The sequence below is a fragment of the Streptomyces sp. NPDC039609 genome, assembly GCF_055596705.1.
The window spans coordinates 130,710-151,386 of record NZ_JBVIUJ010000010.1 but is presented as its reverse complement, the minus strand read 5'-3'; the positions used below and the strand labels follow the sequence as shown (position 1 = coordinate 151,386).

The 20,677-nt window shown below is 70.4% G+C and carries 18 protein-coding genes; 10 read left to right on the top strand and 8 right to left on the bottom strand.

Annotated elements, in window-relative coordinates; genetic code table 11:
* Positions 1 to 97: 97 nt before the first annotated feature.
* From ACZ561_RS28360 to ACZ561_RS28340, 5 genes are all read left to right on the top strand, one after another.
* Positions 98 to 1,213 (top strand): serine hydrolase domain-containing protein, encoded by a 1,116-nt coding sequence (locus ACZ561_RS28360; RefSeq protein ID WP_471000055.1) that lies wholly within the window; start codon positions 98 to 100, stop codon positions 1,211 to 1,213.
* 199 nt (positions 1,214 to 1,412) lie between these two features.
* On the top strand, positions 1,413 to 2,177 hold the full coding sequence (locus ACZ561_RS28355) for a sugar isomerase domain-containing protein (protein ID WP_471000053.1): 765 nt from the start codon (positions 1,413 to 1,415) through the stop codon (positions 2,175 to 2,177).
* Positions 2,178 to 2,268: 91 nt separating this feature from the next.
* Positions 2,269 to 3,921 (top strand): glucose-6-phosphate isomerase, encoded by a 1,653-nt coding sequence (gene pgi, locus ACZ561_RS28350; protein ID WP_471000394.1) that lies wholly within the window; start codon positions 2,269 to 2,271, stop codon positions 3,919 to 3,921.
* A gap of 5 nt (positions 3,922 to 3,926) precedes the next feature.
* Positions 3,927 to 4,439 carry a PH domain-containing protein gene (locus ACZ561_RS28345; protein ID WP_471000051.1) on the top strand — a complete coding sequence of 171 codons (513 nt, stop codon included), beginning with the start codon at positions 3,927 to 3,929 and terminating at the stop codon, positions 4,437 to 4,439.
* Positions 4,436 to 5,962: a PH domain-containing protein gene (locus ACZ561_RS28340; protein ID WP_471000050.1), complete on the top strand. Its 1,527-nt coding sequence runs from the start codon at positions 4,436 to 4,438 to the stop codon at positions 5,960 to 5,962. Before ACZ561_RS28345 ends, ACZ561_RS28340 begins: the two co-directional genes overlap by 4 nt.
* A gap of 22 nt (positions 5,963 to 5,984) precedes the next feature.
* Here ACZ561_RS28340 and pgl read toward each other — a convergent pair whose 3' ends face one another.
* The 5 genes from pgl to tkt are packed head-to-tail and all read right to left on the bottom strand — an operon-like array spanning position 5,985 to position 12,601.
* Positions 5,985 to 6,767: a 6-phosphogluconolactonase gene (gene pgl / locus ACZ561_RS28335; protein ID WP_471000048.1), complete on the bottom strand. Its 783-nt coding sequence runs from the start codon at positions 6,765 to 6,767 to the stop codon at positions 5,985 to 5,987.
* Positions 6,764 to 7,813, bottom strand: a complete 1,050-nt coding sequence (gene opcA / locus ACZ561_RS28330) for a glucose-6-phosphate dehydrogenase assembly protein OpcA (protein ID WP_471000046.1) — start codon at positions 7,811 to 7,813, stop codon at positions 6,764 to 6,766. Before opcA ends, pgl begins: the two co-directional genes overlap by 4 nt.
* Entirely contained in the window at positions 7,810 to 9,342 is a 1,533-nt protein-coding gene (gene zwf, locus ACZ561_RS28325; RefSeq protein ID WP_376444132.1) for a glucose-6-phosphate dehydrogenase, read from the bottom strand. The genes opcA and zwf overlap by 4 nt, the downstream gene beginning before the upstream one ends.
* A 5-nt stretch (positions 9,343 to 9,347) precedes the next feature.
* On the bottom strand, positions 9,348 to 10,466 hold the full coding sequence (gene tal, locus ACZ561_RS28320) for a transaldolase (RefSeq protein ID WP_471000044.1): 1,119 nt from the start codon (positions 10,464 to 10,466) through the stop codon (positions 9,348 to 9,350).
* 32 nt (positions 10,467 to 10,498) lie between these two features.
* Positions 10,499 to 12,601, bottom strand: coding sequence for a transketolase (gene tkt, locus ACZ561_RS28315; RefSeq protein ID WP_471000042.1), 2,103 nt, complete (start codon positions 12,599 to 12,601; stop codon positions 10,499 to 10,501).
* 317 nt (positions 12,602 to 12,918) lie between these two features.
* Between tkt and ACZ561_RS28310 the strand changes: the two genes are divergently transcribed.
* The 3 genes from ACZ561_RS28310 (at position 12,919) to ACZ561_RS28300 (ending at position 15,440) form a co-directional block, all read left to right on the top strand.
* Positions 12,919 to 13,866, top strand: a complete 948-nt coding sequence (locus ACZ561_RS28310) for a heme o synthase (protein ID WP_471000040.1) — start codon at positions 12,919 to 12,921, stop codon at positions 13,864 to 13,866.
* Between the two features lie 92 nt (positions 13,867 to 13,958).
* Positions 13,959 to 14,291, top strand: coding sequence for a hypothetical protein (locus ACZ561_RS28305; RefSeq protein WP_471000038.1), 333 nt, complete (start codon positions 13,959 to 13,961; stop codon positions 14,289 to 14,291).
* A gap of 69 nt (positions 14,292 to 14,360) precedes the next feature.
* Positions 14,361 to 15,440 (top strand): amidohydrolase family protein, encoded by a 1,080-nt coding sequence (locus ACZ561_RS28300; protein ID WP_471000036.1) that lies wholly within the window; start codon positions 14,361 to 14,363, stop codon positions 15,438 to 15,440.
* Positions 15,441 to 15,486: 46 nt separating this feature from the next.
* Here the strand turns inward: ACZ561_RS28300 and ACZ561_RS28295 are convergent, their stop codons facing one another.
* From ACZ561_RS28295 to ACZ561_RS28285, 3 genes are all read right to left on the bottom strand, one after another.
* Entirely contained in the window at positions 15,487 to 16,446 is a 960-nt protein-coding gene (locus ACZ561_RS28295; protein ID WP_471000034.1) for a COX15/CtaA family protein, read from the bottom strand.
* Between the two features lie 84 nt (positions 16,447 to 16,530).
* A complete protein-coding gene (locus tag ACZ561_RS28290; RefSeq protein ID WP_471000032.1) occupies positions 16,531 to 17,310 on the bottom strand; it encodes an ABC transporter permease in 780 nt (259 codons plus the stop codon).
* On the bottom strand, positions 17,307 to 18,233 hold the full coding sequence (locus ACZ561_RS28285; protein WP_471000030.1) for an ABC transporter ATP-binding protein: 927 nt from the start codon (positions 18,231 to 18,233) through the stop codon (positions 17,307 to 17,309). Before ACZ561_RS28285 ends, ACZ561_RS28290 begins: the two co-directional genes overlap by 4 nt.
* A 180-nt stretch (positions 18,234 to 18,413) precedes the next feature.
* On the opposite strand from ACZ561_RS28285, the gene ACZ561_RS28280 reads away from it, so the two are divergent.
* Positions 18,414 to 19,142, top strand: coding sequence for a helix-turn-helix transcriptional regulator (locus ACZ561_RS28280; RefSeq protein ID WP_376444115.1), 729 nt, complete (start codon positions 18,414 to 18,416; stop codon positions 19,140 to 19,142).
* Positions 19,139 to 20,554, top strand: coding sequence for a Fe-S cluster assembly protein SufB (gene sufB / locus ACZ561_RS28275; RefSeq protein WP_471000028.1), 1,416 nt, complete (start codon positions 19,139 to 19,141; stop codon positions 20,552 to 20,554). Before ACZ561_RS28280 ends, sufB begins: the two co-directional genes overlap by 4 nt.
* Positions 20,555 to 20,677 lie beyond the last annotated feature (123 nt).

The following is a 20,677-nucleotide window of genomic DNA, read 5'->3' as shown; positions in this document are numbered from 1 at the left end:
CGCCATCGCCAGCGGATACCCGGGTGCCGACAGGGCCCCGTCGCACCATCCGTACGCCCGACCGACGTTCATGACAGCCGAAAAGGAGCACACCATCATGTCCCTCACCCCTGCCGAGCAGGATCGCCCGGAGCTGCAGAAGGCCATCCAGCAGATCGTCGATTCCGGATTCGCCGGCGTGCAACTGCGCGTGCACGACGAGCGGGGCGAATGGGTCGGCAGCGCCGGGGTGCGCAAGCTCGGCGAGAGCGCCAAGCCGGCCACCGACGGGCGGTTCCGGATCGGCAGCACCACCAAGACCTTCACCGCGACCGTGGTGCTGCAGCTGGTGGCCGAGGGCAGGATCGGGCTGGACAGTCCGGCCGACGACTACCTGCCCCGGTTCGGCCTCGACCGGCGGATCACGGTGCGGATGCTGCTCCAGCACACCAGTGGGCTGTTCAGTCACACCGGCGAGTACTACGAGGACGGGACGGTCGCGCCGGGGATTCCCTGGCAGGGCCAGGAGTACGTGGACCGCCGGTTCCACACCTACGATCCGGAGGAGTTGGTACGGCTCTCCCTGTCCAAGCCGGCGCGGTTCGAGCCGGGGGCGGACTGGAGCTACTCCAACACCAACTACGTGCTGGCCAAGTTGCTGATCGAGGAGGTCACCGGCCGCACGCTGGCCGAGGAGATGGAGCGGCTGATCCTGCGGCCGCTGGGGCTGTCGGGCACCGTGGTGCCGGGCACCTCGCCGGAGATCCCCGAGCCGCACGCTCACGGCTACTACCGGTACGAGCACGCCGGCCGGTGGAACGTCGTCGACGTCACCCGCTTCAACGTCTCCTGGGTCTCCGCCGCCGGCGACATGATCTCGACCACCGAGGATCTCCACACCTTCTTCTCCGCGCTGATGAGCGGCAAGCTCCTGCCGGAGTCGCTGCTGGCCGAGATGCGCACGCCGCACCCCAAGCTGGGCTACGGCCTGGGGGTGTTCGTGGAGGAGTTGGACGGCGGCGGCACCGTCCTCCACCACAACGGCGGCTTCTTCGGTTGGGCGGCGCTGATGTACAGCACGCCCGACGGCAGCAGGACCCTGACCGCCTCGCTGACCAGCGGGGACGCCGAGCTCGACTTCGCCGCCACGGCCGCGGCGTTCCAGGACGTGCAGAAGGCGCTCGTCAAGGAGGTGTTCGGCGGGCAGGCCGGGTCGGCCGAGCCGGCTCGGTAGACAGGGCCGAACGCCACGGCCCCGTACACGGGCCGTCGTCCGCAACGCGTCCGGCCCGAGGGCGGTGTACTCCCGGCATCGCGTCGGTGTACGCCGCCCCGTCGGCGTTCTCGGGGCCTTGACGGAGGTCCGACGGGCTGGTTCATTGAATCGGAACGCTCGCCCAATTTCGGTTCAACGAACCAATGGAGGCTTCACCATGCCCCAACCCACCCTCGGCGCCGCCCTGTTCGCCGACCATGCCCGCGAGGCCTTCGAGCGGGCCGTCGCGGCCAACAAGGACGCGGTCGCCGCGGCTGCCCGGCTCTTCGCCGACTGCGTCGCCGTCGACGGGGTGATCCACGCCTTCGGCACCGGACACTCGCAGGCCACCGCCCTGGAGATCGCGGGCCGGGCCGGCGGGCTCGTCCCCACCAGCCGGATCGCGCTCGCCGACCTGGTGCTGCGCGGCGGCGAGGACCCCTCCGTACTCGCCGATCCGCTCCTGGAACGCTCCCCGGGCCTCGCCGACCGGCTCTACGCCCTCGCCACACCCCGCCCGCAGGACCTCTTCGTCATCATCTCCAACTCCGGCGTCAACAACTCGATCGTCGACCTGGCGCTGAAGGTCACCGACGCCGGTCACCGGCTCGTCGCCCTCACCTCCCTGGAACACACCCACGCCGTCCCCGCCCTGCACCCCAGCGGCAGGCGACTCGCCGACCTCGCCGACGCCGTCCTCGACAACTGCGCCCCCACCGGCGACGCCCTGCTGCCCCTCCCGGACGGCGGGGCGCTCTGCGGCATCTCCACCCTCACCTCCGCGCTGCTCGTGCAGATGGTGGTCGCCGAGTCGGTCGCCCTCCTCCTCGCCGACGGGCACGAGCCGCCGGTCTACGTCTCCGCGAACCTGCCGGGCGGCCACGAGCGCAACGCCGTCCTCGAAGCCCGCTACAAGGGCAGGTTGCATCGCGGCGGCCACTGAGTCGTCGCGCGCCGTCCGTCCCCGCGATCAATTAGGTTGGAGTCGCAGCGGGGCAAGCAGGCAGGAAGAGAAGAAGTAGGCGATGTCCGAGATGAACGCAGAAGGACGCACGAAGCTCAACCGGCTTCCGGAGTGGACCGCCCTCGGGAAGCACCGGGAGCAGTTGGGCGACACGCACCTGCGCGAGCTGTTCGCCGCCGACCCGGACCGGGGCACCGGTTACGCGCTCCGGGTCGGTGACCTGTATCTGGACTACTCCAAGCACCTGGTGACCGACGAGACCCTCGCGCTGCTGCGCGAGCTGGCCGCCGCGACGGGCGTGGCCGAGCTGCGCGACGCCATGTTCCGTGGCGAGAAGATCAACACCACCGAGGACCGCGCGGTCCTGCACACCGCGCTGCGAGCCCCGCGCGGGGCCGTCGTCGAGGTCGACGGCGAGAACGTCGTCCCGGGCGTCCACGCCGTCCTCGACAAGATGGCCGCCTTCGCCGACAAGGTCCGCGCGGGCGAGTGGACCGGTCACACCGGCAAGCCGATCAAGAACATCGTGAACATCGGCATCGGCGGCTCCGACCTCGGACCTGCCATGGCGTACGAGGTCCTGCGCTCCTACACCCAGCGGGATCTGACGTTCCGTTTCGTCTCCAACGTCGACGGCGCCGACCTCCACGAGGCGGTCCGCGACCTCGACCCGGCCGAGACGCTCTTCATCGTCGCCTCGAAGACCTTCACCACCATCGAGACGATCACCAACGCCACCTCCGCGCGCGACTGGCTCCTCACCGGGCTGCGGGCCGGCCAGGATGCCGTCGCCAAGCACTTCGTCGCCCTGTCGACCAATGCCGAGAAGGTCGAGGACTTCGGCATCGACACGGCCAACATGTTCGAGTTCTGGGACTGGGTCGGCGGACGCTACTCGTACGACTCCGCCATCGGCCTCTCCCTGATGATCGCCATCGGTCCGGACCGCTTCCGCGAGATGCTCGCCGGCTTCCACCTCGTCGACGAGCACTTCCGCACCGCCCCGGCGGAGGAGAACGCGCCGCTGCTCCTCGGCCTTCTCGGCGTCTGGTACGGCGCCTTCTTCGACGCCCAGGCGCACGCCGTCCTGCCGTACTCGCACTACCTGTCGAAGTTCACCGCCTACCTCCAGCAGCTCGACATGGAGTCCAACGGCAAGTCCGTCGACCGGGACGGCAACCCCGTCGAGTGGCAGACCGGACCGGTTGTCTGGGGCACGCCCGGCACCAACGGCCAGCACGCGTACTACCAGTTGATCCACCAGGGCACCAAGGTCATCCCGGCCGACTTCATCGGCTTCGCCGAGCCCGTCGCCGATCTGCTCCCGGGCCTCGTCGCCCAGCACGACCTGCTGATGGCCAACTTCTTCGCCCAGACGCAGGCGCTGGCCTTCGGCAAGACACCCGAGGAGGTACGGGCCGAGGGCGTGGCCGAGGAGCTCGTCCCGCACAAGACCTTCAAGGGCAACCACCCCACGACCACCATCCTGGCCAAGGAGCTCACGCCCTCCGTCCTCGGCCAGCTCATCGCGCTCTACGAGCACAAGGTGTTCGTCCAGGGTGCGATCTGGAACATCGACTCCTTCGACCAGTGGGGAGTCGAGCTCGGCAAGGTCCTCGCCAAGAAGATCGAGCCGGTGCTGACCGAGGGCAAGGGCGCCGGCGAACTCGACGGCTCGACGGCCGGTCTCGTCGCCACCTACCGCTCGCTGCGCGGACGGTAGAAGCCATGACGGGGGAGAACGCGGTGCCAGGCGAGATAAGGCTCAGGCCGCCGAACAACACGCTGAACGAACGGGCCGTCGGCTGGTGGCGCACGCAGTGGCTGCTGACGACCGCCACACCGGTGGGCGTCCTCGGCGTGCTCGGCGCACTGATCGCGCCCGCCCGGTTCTGGCTGCTGCTCGTGGCCGGTGCCGTGGCGGTCGTCGGCCTCGCCTGCACCGCGTTCCTCCCCCACTGGTGGTTCAAGGTGCACCGCTGGGAGGTCACCGAGGACGCCGTCTACGTCCGCACCGGGGCCTTCTGGCAGGAGTGGCGGATCGCGCCGATGTCCCGGATTCAGACCGTCGACACCGTACGCGGACCGCTGGAGCAGGCCTTCAAGCTCGCCACGGTGACCGTCACCACCGCCTCCTCCAAGGGCGCGCTCCGGATCGAGGGGCTCGACCACGAACTGGCCGCCGATCTCGCCGAGCGGCTGACCGCCATCACCCAGGCCACCTCCGGGGACGCGACATGACGGAGGACTGGCGGCGCCTCGACCGCCGTACGGTCCTGGTCACCGCCGCGGTCCTCGCCGGTGTCGCCGGCGGCGCCGCCCTGCCCGTCTTCTTCGGCCTCACCGGCTCCATGTCCGCCTGGAAGGCCCTCGGCTGGATCGGCGCCGGGGCCGCCCTCCTCATCGGCGCGGGCGCGGCCGCCGACCACGTCCGCTGGCGCCGCACCCGCTATCGCATCGGTGCCGAGCGCGCCGAACTCCACACCGGGCTCCTCCTGGTCAAGCGCCGCTCGCTGGCCCGCGAACGCATCCGCACCGTCGACCTGACGGCCAACCCGCTCCTGCGCGTCCTCGGCCTGGTCAAGGTCCGCATCGGCACCGGTGAGAGCACCGGCGGCGGCGAGTCCACCCTCGAACTCGACCCGGTCGCCCGGGCCGAGGGCGAACGACTCCGCCGCGAACTGCTCGCCCGTACGGTCTCCGCCGCCGAGGACACGACCCACGACGGCGCACTGGCCGAGCTCGACCGCCGCTGGATCCGCTACGCCCCGGTCTCCTTCGTCGCCCCGCTCCTCGGCGGCGCGGCGGCCGGAGCCGTCATGCAGGTCAGCGAGTGGTTCGGAGCCCAGGCCAAGGTCATCAACTGGATAGGGGACCGCTTCGAGGACACCTCGGTCCTCTCGATGATCCTTGTCCTCGTCCTGCTCGCCACCCTCGTCGGCACCGTCGGCGCTCTCGGCCTCTGGGTCGAGATGTGGTGGAACTACCGTCTGGAGCGCGAGCCCGGCGGCACCCTCAGGGTCCGCCGCGGACTCTTCACCGCCCGCTCGATCTCTGTCGAGGAACGCCGGCTGCGGGGCGTCGAACTGGTCGAGCCGCTGGGCGTACGGATGTGCCGCGCCGCCCGCGTCGACGCCGTCGCCACCGGCCTCGTGGAGAACGAGGAGGACGAGCACGCCGACCACAAGACCCTGCTGCCGCCGTCGCCCCGGGCCGTCGCAGACCGGGTCGCCGCCCAGGTCCTGCGCGAGCCCGAGCCCCCGACGAGCGCCCCGCTCACCGTCCATCCCCGCGCCGCCCGCACCCGGCGACTGCGCTGGGCCCTCGCGAGCGCGCTCGTCCCGGCCGCGGTCCTCGCCCTCCTCGGAGCCGTACTCACCCCCGTCCTGCTGTACATCGCGGCTGCCTGCGCCCTTGTGCCGACCCCGCTCGCCGTACTGCTCGCGCTCGACGCCTACCGCAATCTCGGGCACGGCATCACCGGCGGCTATCTGGTGGCCCGCTCCGGCACCATCCGTAGGACCACCGTCGCCCTCCAGCGCGGCGGCGTCATCGGGTGGACCGTCAAGCAGTCGTACTTCCAGCGCCGGGCCGGGGTGCTGACCCTGACCGCGACGACCGCGGCGGGCGCGGGCGCGTACGACATCCACGACGCCGGGGAGAGCGAGGGCCTGGCCTTCGCCGCCGAAGCGGTGCCGGAGCTGCTCGCCCCCTTCCTGGAACCCGTACGGGAAACGCCGAAGGCCCGGTCCACCGTGCGGTGAACCGGGCCCGAGTGACCGTCCGTCAGGCCGAGGCCGGCGGATAGAGACTGCGCGGCAGCTCCGAGGCGGCCGCCGCGTCGAGCAGCCACAGCGTGCGCGAGCGGCCGTAGGCACCCGCGGCCGGGGCCTGGACCGCGCCCGCGCCCGACAGCGCGATCGCCGCGGCCTTCGCCTTGTCCTCACCGGCCGCGAGCAGCCAGACCTCGCGCGCGGCACGGATCGCGGGCAGCGTCAGCGAGATCCGGGTCGGCGGCGGCTTCGGCGCGCCGTGCACGCCCACCACCGTCCGCTCGGTCTCGCGGACCGCCGGGAGCTCCGGGAACAGCGAGGCGACATGGGTGTCGGGCCCGACACCCAGCATCAGGACGTCGAAGCTCGGCACCGACGCATGGTCCTCCGGACCCGCGGCCGCGGCCAGTTCGGCCGCGTAGGAGTCGGCCGCGGCCTCGACATCACTGCCGAACGGCCCGTCCGAGGCCGGCATCGCGTGCACCCGCGCCGGGTCCAGCGGGACGCTGTCGAGCAGCGCCTCGCGGGCCTGGGTCACATTGCGCTCCGGGTCCCCGTCCGGCAGATAGCGCTCGTCGCCCCACCACAGATCGAGCCGCGACCAGTCGATCGCGTCCCGAGCGGGGGCCGAACTGAGCGCCGCCAGCAGACCGTTGCCGTTGCGGCCGCCCGTGAGGACCACGGACGCCGAGCCGCGCGCGGCCTGGGCGTCCACGATCCGCGTGATCAGCCGGGCCGCCGCGGCCTGGGCCATCAGCTCCTTGTCGCGGTGGACGACGAGCTGCGGAGCACTCACTTGGCCGCCGCCTTCTTGGCCGGGGCCTTCTTCGCCGCAGTAGTGGCCTTCTTCGCCGGAGCCGAAGCGTCCCCGGCCTCGGGCGCGTCCTCGGGCGTCACGGGAGCGGTGGTCGCCGCCTCCTCGTCCAGCCGCTCCAGGCCGAACTTCAGCGCCGAGGCATAGGTGTCGTCCGGGTCGAGCCGGCGCAGCTCCTCCGCGATCAGCTCGGCCGTCTCGCGGCGCTTGAGCGCCACGGCACGGTCCGGCTGCCCCTGGATGGAGAGCGTCGCCAGCGAGCCGTCGGGCCGGTCGAGCACGATCGGCCCGCAGGTGGACTCCATCCGTACGGACGTGAGCCCGGGGCCCGCCGACCTGCCGCGCCGGACCGGAATCTTCAGCCGGTCCGCCAGCCACATGGCCAGCAGTTCGACGCTCGGGTTGAACTCCTCGCCCTCGACCTCGGCGGAGGTGACCTCGCACACGACCTGGTCGAGCGCGGCGGCCAGCATCGAACGCCACGGGGTGATCCGGGTCCAGGCCAGATCCGTGTCGCCCGGGGTGTAGTTGTCCGCGCGTCCGGTCAGCTCGTGGATCGGCTGCTCCGAGGCGTACGTGTCGGTCACCCGGCGCTGGGCGAGCGCGCCCAGCGGATCGTTCGCCGGGTCGGCCGGCGCGTTGACCGGCCACCAGACGACGACGGGCGCGTCCGGCAGCAGCAGCGGAAGGACCACCGACTGGGCATGGTCGACGACCTCGCCGTACAGCCGGAGGACCACCGTCTCCCCGGTGCTGGCGTCGGCGCCGAGGCGGACCTCGGCGTCGAGCCGCGCCTTGGCGCGGTCGCGCGGCGAGCGTGAGACCCGCTTGATGACCACCAGCGTCCGCGAGGGGTGCTCGCGGGACGCGTCGTTGGCCGCCTTGAGCGCGTCGTAGGCGTTCTCCTCGTCGGTGACGATGACGAGGGTGAGCACCATGCCGACGGCAGGCGTGCCGATGGCCCGCCGCCCGAGCACCAGCGCCTTGTTGATCTTGCTGGACGTGGTGTCCGTCAGGTCGGTCTTCATGGCCGGCGCCAGCTCCGTCCGTCTCGTGCGAGCATTTCGTCCGCCTCGACCGGACCCCAGGTCCCGGACTGGTACTGCGCGGGCTTGCCGTGCTTGTCCCAGTACTGCTCGATCGGGTCGAGGATCTTCCAGGACAGCTCGACCTCCTCGACCCGCGGGAAGAGGTTCGAGTCGCCGAGGAGGACGTCGAGGATGAGCCGCTCGTACGCCTCGGGGCTGGACTCCGTGAAGGACTCGCCGTAGGCGAAGTCCATCGACACGTCCCGGATCTCCATCTGCGTGCCCGGCACCTTGGAGCCGAACCGCACCGTCACGCCCTCGTCCGGCTGGACCCGGATCACGATGGCGTTGCGGCCGAGCTCCTCGGTCGCGGTGTGATCGAAGGGGGAGTGCGGGGCGCGCTGGAAGACGACCGCGATCTCGGTGACGCGGCGGCCGAGGCGCTTGCCGGTGCGGAGGTAGAAGGGGACACCCGCCCAGCGGCGGTTGTCGATCTCCACCTTGATGGCCGCGTAGGTGTCGGTCTTCGACTTGGGGTCGATCCCGTCCTCCTGCAGATAGCCGACGGCCTTGGCGCCGCCCTGCCATCCCGGCGCGTACTGGCCGCGCACGGTCGAGGCGCCCAGGTCCTTCGGCAGCTTCACAGCGCCGAGCACCTTGGTCTTCTCGGCCGCGAGCGCGTCGGCGTCGAAGGAGGCGGGCTCCTCCATCGCGGTCAGCGCGAGCAGCTGGAGGAGGTGGTTCTGGATGACGTCACGGGCGGCGCCGATGCCGTCGTAGTAGCCGGCACGGCCGCCGATGCCGATGTCCTCGGCCATGGTGATCTGCACATGGTCGACGTACGACCGGTTCCAGATCGGCTCGAAGAGGGTGTTGGCGAAGCGGAGCGCCAGGATGTTCTGGACGGTCTCCTTGCCCAGGTAGTGGTCGATCCGGAAGACCGCGTCGGGCGGGAAGACCTCGTGGACGACCTCGTTGAGATCCTTGGCGGACGCCAGGTCGTGGCCGAAGGGCTTCTCGATGACGGCGCGGCGCCAGGAGCCGTTCTTCTGGTCGGCCAGGCCGTGCTTCTTCAGCTGCTGGACGACGAGCGGGAAGAACTTCGGCGGTACGGAGAGGTAGAAGGCGAAGTTGCCGCCCGTGCCCTGTGCCTTGTCCAGCTCCTCGATGGTGGTCTTCAGCTGGTCGAAGGCGTCGTCGTCGTCGAAGTCGCCCTGGACGAAGCGCATCCCCTGGATCAGCTGCTGCCACACCTCCTCGCGGAACGGGGTGCGGGCGTGCTGCTTGACGGCCTCGTAGACCTCCTGCGCGAAGTCCTCGTCCTGCCACTCGCGGCGGGCGAAGCCGATGAGCGAGAAGCCCGGCGGCAGCAGGCCGCGGTTGGCCAGGTCGTAGACGGCAGGCATCAGCTTCTTTCGGGACAAATCGCCCGTGACACCGAAGATCACCAGACCCGACGGCCCCGCGATACGCGGGAGCCGTCGGTCTGCGGCGTCACGGAGCGGGTTGGCTCCGTGGACTGCGCTCAAGGTGGTTACGCCTCCGAAGGTGCGAGGCGCTCAAGCTCCGCCTCGGTCGACTTGAGCAGGTCGTTCCAGGACGCCTCGAACTTCTCGACGCCCTCGTCCTCGAGCACCTGCACGACGTCGTCGTACGAGATGCCGAGCTTCTCGACGGCGTCCAGTTCGGCGCGGGACTGCTCGTAGGTGCCACGCACGGTGTCACCGGAGACCTCGCCGTGGTCGGCGGTGGCCTCCAGGGTGGCCTCCGGCATGGTGTTGACCGTGCCGGGGGCGACCAGGTCCACGACGTACAGGGTGTCCTTGTACGCCGGGTCCTTCACGCCCGTCGAGGCCCACAGCGGACGCTGCTTGTTGGCCTGCGCCTTGTCGAGGGCGGCCCAGCGGTCCGAGGAGAAGACCTCCTCGTACGCCTCGTAGGCGAGACGGGCGTTGGCGAGGGCGGCCTTGCCCTTGAGCGCCTTGGCCTCGTCGGTGCCGAGGGCGGTCAGGCGCTTGTCGATCTCCGAGTCCACACGGGAGACGAAGAAGGAGGCCACGGAGTGGATCAGGGAGATGTCCAGGCCGCGCTCGCGGGCCTTCTCCAGACCCGCCAGGTAGGCGTCCATGACCGCGCGGTAGCGCTCCAGCGAGAAGATCAGCGTCACATTGACGCTGATGCCGAGGCCGATGACCTCGGTGATCGCCGGCAGACCCGCCTTGGTGGCCGGGATCTTGATGAGCGTGTTGGGACGGTCCACCAGCCAGGCCAGCTGCTTGGCCTCGGCGATCGTGGCCGCCGTGTTGTGGGCCAGACGGGGGTCGACCTCGATGGAGACCCGGCCGTCCTGGCCGTCGGTCGCGTCGAAGACGGGGCGCAGGATGTCGGCGGCGTCCCTCACGTCCGCCGTCGTGATCATGCGGATGGCCTCGTCCACAGTGACCTTGCGAGCGGCGAGGTCGGCGAGCTGCTGGTCGTAACCGTGGCCCTCCGAGATCGCCTTCTGGAAGATGGACGGGTTGGTGGTGACACCGACCACGTGCTGCTGGTCGATCAGCTCGGCCAGGTTTCCGGACGTGATCCGCTGACGCGAGAGGTCGTCCAGCCAGATCGCGACGCCTTCGTCGGAGAGGCGCTTGAGAGCGTCTGTCATGAGAGGTTCTCCAAAAGTCGTGTCTAAGGGCGTCAGCGCGCGGCGGCGGCGAGAGATTCCCGCGCGGCGGCGGCGACGGCTTCCGGCGTGAAGCCGAACTCGCGGAAGAGGACCTTCGCGTCGGCCGAGGCGCCGAAGTGCTCCAGCGACACGATCCGGCCGGCGTCGCCGACGTACTTGTGCCAGGTCAGACCGATACCGGCCTCGACCGCGACACGAGCCTTCACCGACGGCGGCAGGACCGAGTCCTTGTACGCCTGGTCCTGCTCCTCGAACCACTCGACGGACGGCATCGAGACCACGCGGGTCGGGACACCGGCGGCCTGGAGCTGCTCGCGGGCCTCGACGGCCAGGTGCACCTCGGAGCCCGTGCCGATCAGCACGACCTGGGCGTCTGCGTTCTGCCCGGAGGGCCCTTCGGCGTCGGCCAGAACGTAGCCACCCTTGGCGGCGTCCTCGTTCCAGTCGTACGTCGGCACACCCTGACGGGTCAGGGCGAGACCGTGCGGGGCGCCCTTCCCGAACTCGCGGGTGTGACGCTTGACGATCTCGCGCCAGGCGATGGAGGTCTCGTTGGCGTCCGCGGGGCGGACGACGTTCAGACCGGGGATCGCGCGCAGCGACGCCAGGTGCTCCACCGGCTGGTGGGTCGGACCGTCCTCGCCCAGACCGATCGAGTCGTGGGTCCAGACGTACGTCACCGGCAGGTGCATCAGGGCCGACAGGCGGACCGCGTTGCGCATGTAGTCGGAGAACACCAGGAAGGTGCCGCCGTAGACGCGGGTGTTGCCGTGCAGCGCGATGCCGTTCATCTCCGCGGCCATGGAGTGCTCGCGGATGCCGAAGTGGATCGTGCGGCCGTACTTGTCGGCCTCCGGCAGCGGGTTGCCCTCGGGCAGGAACGACGAGGTCTTGTCGATCGTCGTGTTGTTCGAGCCGGCGAGGTCGGCCGAGCCGCCCCACAGCTCGGGGATGACCGCGCCGAGCGACTGCAGGACCTTGCCGGACGCGGCGCGGGTCGCGATGCCCCCGCCCGCCTCGAACACCGGGAGCTTCGACTCCCAGCCCTCGGGCAGCTCGTTCGCCTGGATGCGGTCGAACTCCGCGGCACGCTCCGGGTTGGCCGTGCGCCACTCGGCGAGCGACTTCTCCCACGCGGCGCGGGCCTCACGGCCGCGGTCGCCCAGGGCGCGCGTGTGGCCGATGACCTCGTCGGTGACCTCGAAGGTCTGCTCCGGGTCGAAGCCGAGGACACGCTTGGTGGCCGCGATCTCCTCGTCGCCCAGCGCCGAGCCGTGCGCGGCCTCGGTGTTCTGGGCGTTCGGGGCGGGCCAGGCGATGATCGAGCGCATCGCGATGAACGACGGACGCTCGGTCTCGGCCTCGGCGGCCTTGATCGCCGCGAACAGGGCGGCCGGGTCCAGGTCGCCGTTGGCCTGCGGCTCGACACGCTGGACGTGCCAGCCGTAGGCCTCGTACCGCTTCATCGTGTCCTCGGACACGGCGGTCTCGGTGTCGCCCTCGATCGAGATGTGGTTGTCGTCCCACAGCAGGACCAGGTTGCCGAGCTTCTGGTGACCGGCCAGCGAGGACGCCTCGGCGGAGATGCCCTCCTGGAGGCAGCCGTCACCCGCGATCACGTAGATGTTGTGGTCGAACGGGGAGGTGCCGGGGGCCGCCTCCGGGTCGAACAGGCCGCGCTCGTAGCGGGCGGCCATCGCCATGCCCACGGCGTTGGCGACACCCTGGCCCAGCGGGCCGGTCGTCGTCTCCACACCCGCGGTGTGTCCGTACTCCGGGTGACCCGGGGTCTTCGAGCCCCAGGTGCGGAAGGCCTTCAGGTCGTCCAGCTCGAGCCCGAAGCCACCCAGGTACAGCTGGGTGTAGAGGGTGAGGGACGAGTGGCCGGCGGAGAGCACGAAACGGTCGCGCCCCACCCACTCCGGATCGGCCGGGTCGTGCCGCATCGCCTTCTGGAAGAGGGTGTACGCGGCGGGCGCCAGGCTCATGGCCGTACCGGGATGGCCGTTGCCGACCTTCTGTACGGCGTCCGCGGCCAGGACGCGGGCGGTGTCAACGGCCCGCTGGTCCAATTCGGTCCACTCGAGGTCTGTGGTGGTCGGCTTAGTGCTCACCCTGAGTCAGGGCTCCTCTCCACATGTACTGGAAAGCCGGTGACTGAGGGTGTACCGGCGGTGTCGAGCCTACCCCCGACAACACGCCCATCCTTTCGAGTGCGCGGGCCTCATATGAGCGGATACGGCAAGAGTGCCGGTCACTGTGTCACTTCGCCTCCCGAGCGCCGTCCAACCCTTGGGACAAGCCTCCTCAACACGACCCCACCCCCGCGAAGATCGGCGTATGGGCAACGTCTACAGTGGCGTGGTACGCGCAAGTCTTCACCCCGTCTTCATCCGGGGAGCTTGCTGGGAATTCTCTGTCAGGGGTGTGCGTGACGGCCGTCGAGTCCCGACCCGCAGGGGTCGTCTTGACTCCCAGCCCGGGGGGCCATCGGCCGTTCGGGGCCCGCGTCAAGGCATACGTGGCGCTGACGAAGCCGCGGATCATCGAGCTTCTGCTCATCACGACCGTTCCGGTGATGTTCCTCGCCGAGCAGGGCGTGCCGAACATGTGGCTGGTACTCGCCACTTGCTTCGGCGGCTATCTGTCGGCGGGCGGCGCGAACGCGCTGAACATGTACATCGACCGCGACATCGACGCCCTGATGGACCGCACCTCCCAGCGCCCGCTGGTCACCGGAGCGCTCACCCCGCGTGAGGGTCTGATCTTCGGCCTCACCCTCGCCGTGGTCTCCACGCTCTGGTTCGGCCTCCTGGTCAACTGGCTCTCCGCCGCACTCTCGCTCGGCGCGCTCCTCTTCTACGTCGTGGTCTACACGATGATCCTCAAGCGGCGGACCGCGCAGAACATCGTCTGGGGCGGCATCGCCGGCTGTCTGCCCGTGCTGATCGGCTGGTCGGCTGTCACCAACTCGATGTCCTGGGCCGCGATCATCCTCTTCATGGTCATCTTCTTCTGGACGCCGCCGCACTACTGGCCGCTGTCGATGAAGGTGAAGGACGACTACGCCCGCGCGGGCGTCCCCATGCTGCCGGTCCTCGCCTCCAACAAGGTCGTCGCGAAGCAGATCGTCGCGTACAGCTGGGTGATGGTCGCCGTCTCGCTGCTGCTGACCCCGCTCGGCTACACCGGCTGGTTCTACACCGCCGTGGCGCTGCTCACCGGCGGCTGGTGGCTCTGGGAGGCGCACGCGCTGCTCCACCGCGCGAAGAACGGCGCGACCGGCGCGAAGCTCAAGGAGATGCGCCTCTTCCACTGGTCGATCACCTATGTCTCGCTGCTCTTCGTGGCGGTCGCGGTCGACCCCTTCCTGAGGTAGTCACTCGGACCTGATCGACGGCCGGGGTACGTGGGCAAGACCACGTACCCCGGCCGTCGCCAGTCGATCTACCTGTCAGTAGCATCCTTGCTATGGCAGACACCAAGCAGGCGGACACCAAGGCGGAGCGCAAGGCGGCCAAGCTCGCCAAGCAGATCCAGGCGTTCTCCAAGAAGCACGGCGGCGCCGAGGGGCAGCTCGCCTACATCGGTCAGATGGGCACCCGCATCGTCCTCGTCGGCGAGGACGGCGGCTGGGGCGACCTGGTGGCCCCCACGTTCCCCGTCGCCCGGCAGGCCGCCGAGAAGGCCGGGCTGACCCTGCACGACGAGTTCGACGGCGAGTTCGCCGCCAAGGTCGTGACCGGCCCGTACGAGTGGACCCGGATGGCCGGTATCCAGCTCGGCGGCCCGTCGAACGGCTGAGGCAACAACCTCGGGTGGGGCTCACCCGTTAGGACGGGTGGAAACACGTCCACGCAGGGAGCCCCCCGAATGATCGAGACCCCGAGCCTGGTGGACCAGTACTGCCACGGGGTGCTCCGCAAGGAGCTCGGCCTCGGCACCTTCGAGGCACACCTCGGCAGGACCGGCGCGCCGCCCGCGCCCGGCACCACCTTCTTCGACACCCAGACCGGCTTCGCGGTACGCCGTTGGTGCCCGCCGCTGCTCGGCCTGGAACCGCACTGCCCACCGGCCCGCTATCTCGCCCGCCGGCGCGAACTGGGCGTCCTGGAGTCCGGACGCAGGCTGCTGCGGGCCTCCGGAATCTCCACCTATCTGGTGGACACCGGACTGCCAGGCGATCTGACGGGGCCCGCCGAGATCGCCTCCGCCGGGGCCGCCGACGCCCACGAGATCATCCGGCTGGAGCCGCTCGCCGAGCAGGTCGCCGACACCTCGGGGACGGTCGAGGGTCTCCTGGCCAACCTCGCGGAGGCCGTCCACGGCGCCGCCGCGACCGCCGTCGCCTTCACCTCCGTGGCGACGGTGTCCCGGGGGCTCGCGTACGCGCCCGAACCACCGGGCCCCGGCGAGGTGCGCGGGGCGGCGGGCCGCTGGCTGGCCGGGCGCACGGCGGGCGGCCGGCTCACCGACCCCGTCCTGCTGCGCCATCTGCTGTGGATCGCCGTCGCCTCCGGGCGGCCGCTCCAGCTGCACGTGGGGACCGAGGACCCGGACGGAGTCGCCGGCTTCGCCGCCGCCACCAGCGGGCTCGGCGCCGACCTCGTACTCCTGCACGGATACCCGTACCACCGGCAGACGGCCCAGCTGACCGGTGTCTTCCCGCATGTGTACGCCGACCTCGGCTCCGTCCTCGGCAGGACCGGTGCCCGGGCCGCGGCCGTCCTCGCCGAACTCCTGGAGCTGGCCCCCTTCGGCAAGCTGCTCTTCTCCAGCGGCGCCCACGCCCTGCCCGAGCTGCACGTCGTCGCGGCCAGCGTCTTCCGCGGCGCGCTGAGCCGGGTGCTGGGCGAATGGGTGGGCGACGGCGCCTGGTCCCTCGGCGACGCGCAGCGCGTCGCCACGATGATCGCGGCGGGCAATGCGCAGCGGGTCTACAAGCTCATCTGAGCGCGTACCCGATTTCGGATATCGCGTGGATCCGTTCCGGGCAGCCCTACGCCGTGGCCAGCGCGGAGTCGGCCTGGGCCGGGATCTCCGGGGCGGACACCGGGCGCTCGCGCAGGCTCAGGGCGAGGCGCAGGACGGCGATCCACATCAGCGCGGAGCCGAGCATGTGCGCGCCGACCAGGAGCTCGGGAACGCCGGTGAAGTACTGGACGTACCCGATCCCGCCCTGCGCCAGCAGCACGATCAGCAGGTCGCGGGCGCGGGCCCGGGTGTCGTCGGGAGCGTCCACCACCCGCAGCACCAGCCACATGGCGAGCCCCAGCGCGCAGACGACCCAGGCGGCGATGGCGTGGAGATGGGCGGCGGCGGTCCAGTCCCACGGCATCCGCGGGACGTCGCTGCTGTCACCCGCGTGCTTGCCCGACCCGGTCACTCCGGTGCCGAGGACGATCAGCAGCGCCGAGGCGGCGATGATGGCCCAGGACAGCTTGCGGACCGGGCCCGGGACGCGCGGCCGGGGTGTCGTGTCGCCCTCGCCGGCGCGCTGCCAGGTGATCACGGCGACGGTGAGGAGCGCGTTCGCGGCGATGAAGTGGCCGGCGACCGTCCACGGGTTGAGGCCCATCCACACGGTGATGCCGCCCAGGACCGCGTTGCTCGCGACGATCCAGAACTGCAGCCAGCCGAGCCGGGTCAGACCGCGGCGCCAGGGCTTGGTGGACCGCGCGGCGATGATCGCCCAGCCGACCGCGGCCGACAGGACGTACGTGAGCATCCGGTTGCCGAACTCGATCGCGCCGCGGTAGCCCTGCTCGGGCGTCACGATGAGGCTGTCGTCCGTGCACTTGGGCCAGGTGTCGCAGCCGAGACCGGAGCCGGTGAGCCGGACCGCCCCTCCCGTGACGATGATGAGCACGCTCATCACGACGGCGGAGAGCGCGGCGCGCCGGAGCGTCCGGGGGGACGGGGTCCAGCGCCTGGCGATGAAGGCGAGGGGGGTCAGCACGGGCCCTATCGTAGGACGGGGCTTGTGCACGCTTTCACGAGGGGTGCGTTACGGGTGAAGTCACCCCGGAACGTCACCCCTCGGCTACTCCCAGCGGAAGAACTTCGCCGCCGCGCCGAGCCCGAGCACCGCCCACACGGCGAGGATCAGCGCCTGTCCCCACGGCATCGCGGCGCCGCCCTGGAGCACGTCCCGCAGTCCGTCCGAGAGCGCCGAGATCGGCAGCAGTTCCAGTACGGCGCGGGCCGCGTCCGGGAACCTGTCCAGCGGCACGATCACTCCGCCGCCCACCAGGAGCAGCAGGAAGACCAGGTTCGCGGCGGCCAGCGTCGCCTCCGCCCGCAGCGTGCCGGCCATCAGCAGGCCGAGGCCCGAGAAGGCGGCCGTGCCGAGGACGAGCAGCAGCAGGACGGAGAACGGGTCGCCCTGGGGCGACCAGCCGAGCCCCAGCGCGATCGCCGTCAGGAGCGCGACCTGGAGCACCTCGGTGACCAGGACGGAGAGCGTCTTGGCGGTCATCAGCGCCCAGCGGGGCAGCGGGGAGGCGCCGAGCCGTTTGAGCACCCCGTAGCGGCGCTCGAAGCCGGTCGCGATGGCCTGGCCGGTGAAGGCGGTGGACATCACGGCGAGCGCGAGGACACCGGGTGCGAGGAAGTCGACGGCCTTGTCCGTCCCCGTGTCGACGATGTCGACGGTCGAGAACAGCACGAGCAGCAGGGACGGGATGATCACTGTCAGGAGCAGCTGCTCGCCGTTGCGGAGCAGCATCTTCGTCTCCAGGACGGTCTGCGCCGCGATCATCCGGCCGACGGGGGCGGCTCCCGGCCTCGGGGTGTACGTCCCCGCACTCGTACCGGTGCTCATGCGCGCAGCTCCTTGCCCGTGAGCTCGAGAAAGACGTCTTCGAGGGTGTGGCGCTCCACCGCGATGCCGTCCGGCATCACACCGTGCTGGGCGCACCAGCTGGTGACGGTGGCGAGCAGCTGCGGGCCCACCTCGCCGCTGATCCGGTACGCGCCCGGGGTGAGCTCCGCGGCGGCCGTGCCGTCCGGCAGGGCCTTGAGCAGCGAGCCGAGGTCGAGACCGGGGCGCCCGGTGAAGCGCAGGGTGTTCTCGGCGCCGCCGCGGCAGAGCTGCTCGGGGCTGCCCTGGGCGGCGACCCGGCCGCCGTCGATGATCGCGACGTCGTCCGCCAGCTCCTCGGCCTCGTTCATGAAGTGCGTGGTGAGGACGACGGTGGCTCCGTCGGTACGCAGCTCGCGGACGAGGTCCCAGGTGGCGTGGCGGGCCTGCGGGTCGAGTCCGGCGGTCGGCTCGTCGAGGAAGACCAGCTCGGGGCGGCCGACGACGGCCATGGCGAGCGCGAGGCGCTGCTGCTGTCCGCCGGAGAGCCGACGGTAGGTGGTCCGGCCGCAGGAGCCGAGCCCGAGGCGCTCGATCAGGGCGTCCACGTCCAGCGGGTGCGCATGCAGCTTCGCCATGTGGCGGAGCATCTCGTCGGCGCGGGCGCCGGAGTAGACGCCACCCGACTGGAGCATTACGCCTATCCGGGGACGCAGCAGGCCCGCGTCGGCGACCGGGTCGAGGCCGAGGACGCGGACGGTGCCCGCGTCGGCCTTCCGGTAGCCCTCGCAGGTCTCGATCGTGGTGGTCTTCCCGGCCCCGTTGGGGCCGAGGACGGCGGTCACGGTGCCGACCCGGACGTCGAGGTCGAGGCCGTCGACGGCGGTCTTCGTCCCGTACCGCTTGACCAGGCCGCGGACCTGGACGACGGACTCGTTTCGCATGCCGGGAAGTCTAGAGAGGTCGCCGGGGTGGATCCGGCGCGGGGCCCGAATCCCGCTCCAATTCGTCCTATGAATGATCATCTCCGCAGGTCAGGTAAGCCTTACCTGAGTGATGCACGGCACCGTCGTCCGCTCGGACGGCGCTTGTCACTGCCGAAGGAATTACGCAACAATGGCGTTGTGAAAAACGTCGACGCGGCTCCCGTGGAGGAACTCGCGACCGGTGAGCGCTCCACACGCAACCGGGTCGCGCGGTCCATCCTGGATCACGGACCGTCGACGGTCTCCGACCTCGCGCAGCGCCTCCGCCTCACCCAGGCGGCCGTGCGCCGCCATCTCGATTCCCTCGTCGCGGACAATGTCGTCGAGGCCCGCGAGAAGCGCGTGTACGGAGCCCGCACCCGCGGCCGCCCCGCCAAGGTCTTCGCGCTGACCGACTGCGGTCGGGACGCCTTCGACCAGTCGTACGACTCGCTGGCCGTCGACGCCCTGCGCTGGATCGAGAAGAACGCCGGGGGAGAGGCCGCCGTGGCCGCCTTCGCCCGCGACCGTCTCGAGCACCAGGCGGAGGCGTACCGCGAGGCCGTCGAGTCGGCGGAGCCCGACCAGCGCACCGAGGCACTTGCCAGGGCGCTGAGCGCGGACGGGTACGCTGCCACTGCGCGGAACGCGCCGGTCGGCGAGCAGCTCTGCCAGCACCACTGCCCGGTCGCCCATGTCGCCGAGCAGTACCCGCAGCTGTGCGAGGCGGAGACGGAGATCTTCTCCCGCCTCCTGGGAACGCACGTCCAGCGTCTCGCCACCATCGCGCATGGTGACGGCGTCTGTACGACGTTCATCCCGCACAGCGCCCCACAGACCACCCCATCAGAAGCATCCGCAAGCACGGCCGGGAGGAACCCCGCATGACCACCGAGATCAGCCACCCCGAGCTCGAGGGCCTGGGTCGGTACGAGTACGGCTGGGCCGACTCCGACGCCGCCGGTGCCACCGCCAAGCGCGGTCTGAACGAGGACGTCGTCCGCGACATCTCCTCGAAGAAGAACGAGCCCGATTGGATGCTGAAGCTGCGGCTCAAGGGTCTGCGCCTCTTCGACAAGAAGCCCATGCCGAGCTGGGGCTCCGACCTGTCGGGCATCGACTTCGACAACATCAAGTACTTCGTCCGGTCCACCGAGAAGCAGGCCGAGTCCTGGGAGGACCTGCCGGAGGACATCAAGAACACGTACGACAAGCTCGGCATCCCCGAGGCGGAGAAGCAGCGTCTCGTCGCCGGTGTCGCGGCCCAGTACGAGTCCGAGGTCGTCTACCACCAGATCCGTGAGGACCTGGAGGAGCAGGGCGTCATCTTCGTCGACACCGACACCGCGCTGAAGGAGCACGAGGAGCTCTTCCGCGAGTACTTCGGCACGGTCATCCCGGTCGGCGACAACAAGTTCGCCTCGCTGAACACGGCCGTCTGGTCCGGCGGATCGTTCATCTACGTGCCGAAGGGCGTGCACGTCGAGATCCCGCTGCAGGCCTACTTCCGTATCAACACGGAGAACATGGGCCAGTTCGAGCGGACGCTGATCATCGTCGACGAGGACGCCTACGTCCACTACGTCGAGGGCTGCACCGCCCCGATCTACTCCTCCGACTCGCTGCACTCCGCGGTCGTCGAGATCATCGTGAAGAAGGGCGGCCGCTGCCGCTACACGACGATCCAGAACTGGTCGAACAACGTCTACAACCTGGTCACCAAGCGCGCCGTGGCCTACGAGGGCGCGACCATGGAATGGGTCGACGGCAACATCGGCTCCAAGGTCACCATGAAGTACCCGGCCGTCTACCTGATGGGCGAGCACGCCAAGGGCGAGACCCTGTCCATCGCCTTCGCGGGCGAGGGCCAGCACCAGGACGCCGGCGCCAAGATGGTCCACATGGCCCCGAACACCTCCTCCAACATCGTCTCCAAGTCGGTGGCGCGAGGCGGCGGCCGCACCTCCTACCGCGGTCTCATCGAGATCGGCGAGGGTGCCCCGGGCGCCAAGTCGAACGTGCTCTGCGACGCGCTGCTCGTCGACACGATCTCCCGCTCGGACACGTACCCCTACGTGGACGTCCGCGAGGACGACGTCTCCATGGGCCACGAGGCCACCGTCTCCAAGGTCTCCGAGGACCAGCTCTTCTACCTGATGAGCCGCGGCATGACCGAGTTCGAGGCGATGGCGATGATCGTGCGCGGCTTCGTCGAGCCCATCGCCAAGGAGCTGCCGATGGAGTACGCCCTCGAGCTCAACCGGCTGATCGAGCTGCAGATGGAAGGCGCGGTGGGCTGAGGCACCCCGCGGACCGGCCGGGCGCGTCCCGGCCGGATCGGCCCCGTCCGGACGACCCGTCCGGACACGGACCGGCAAACGACGACCCCCGGGCTCAGCCGCTGAGCCCCGCGAGCACGCCGC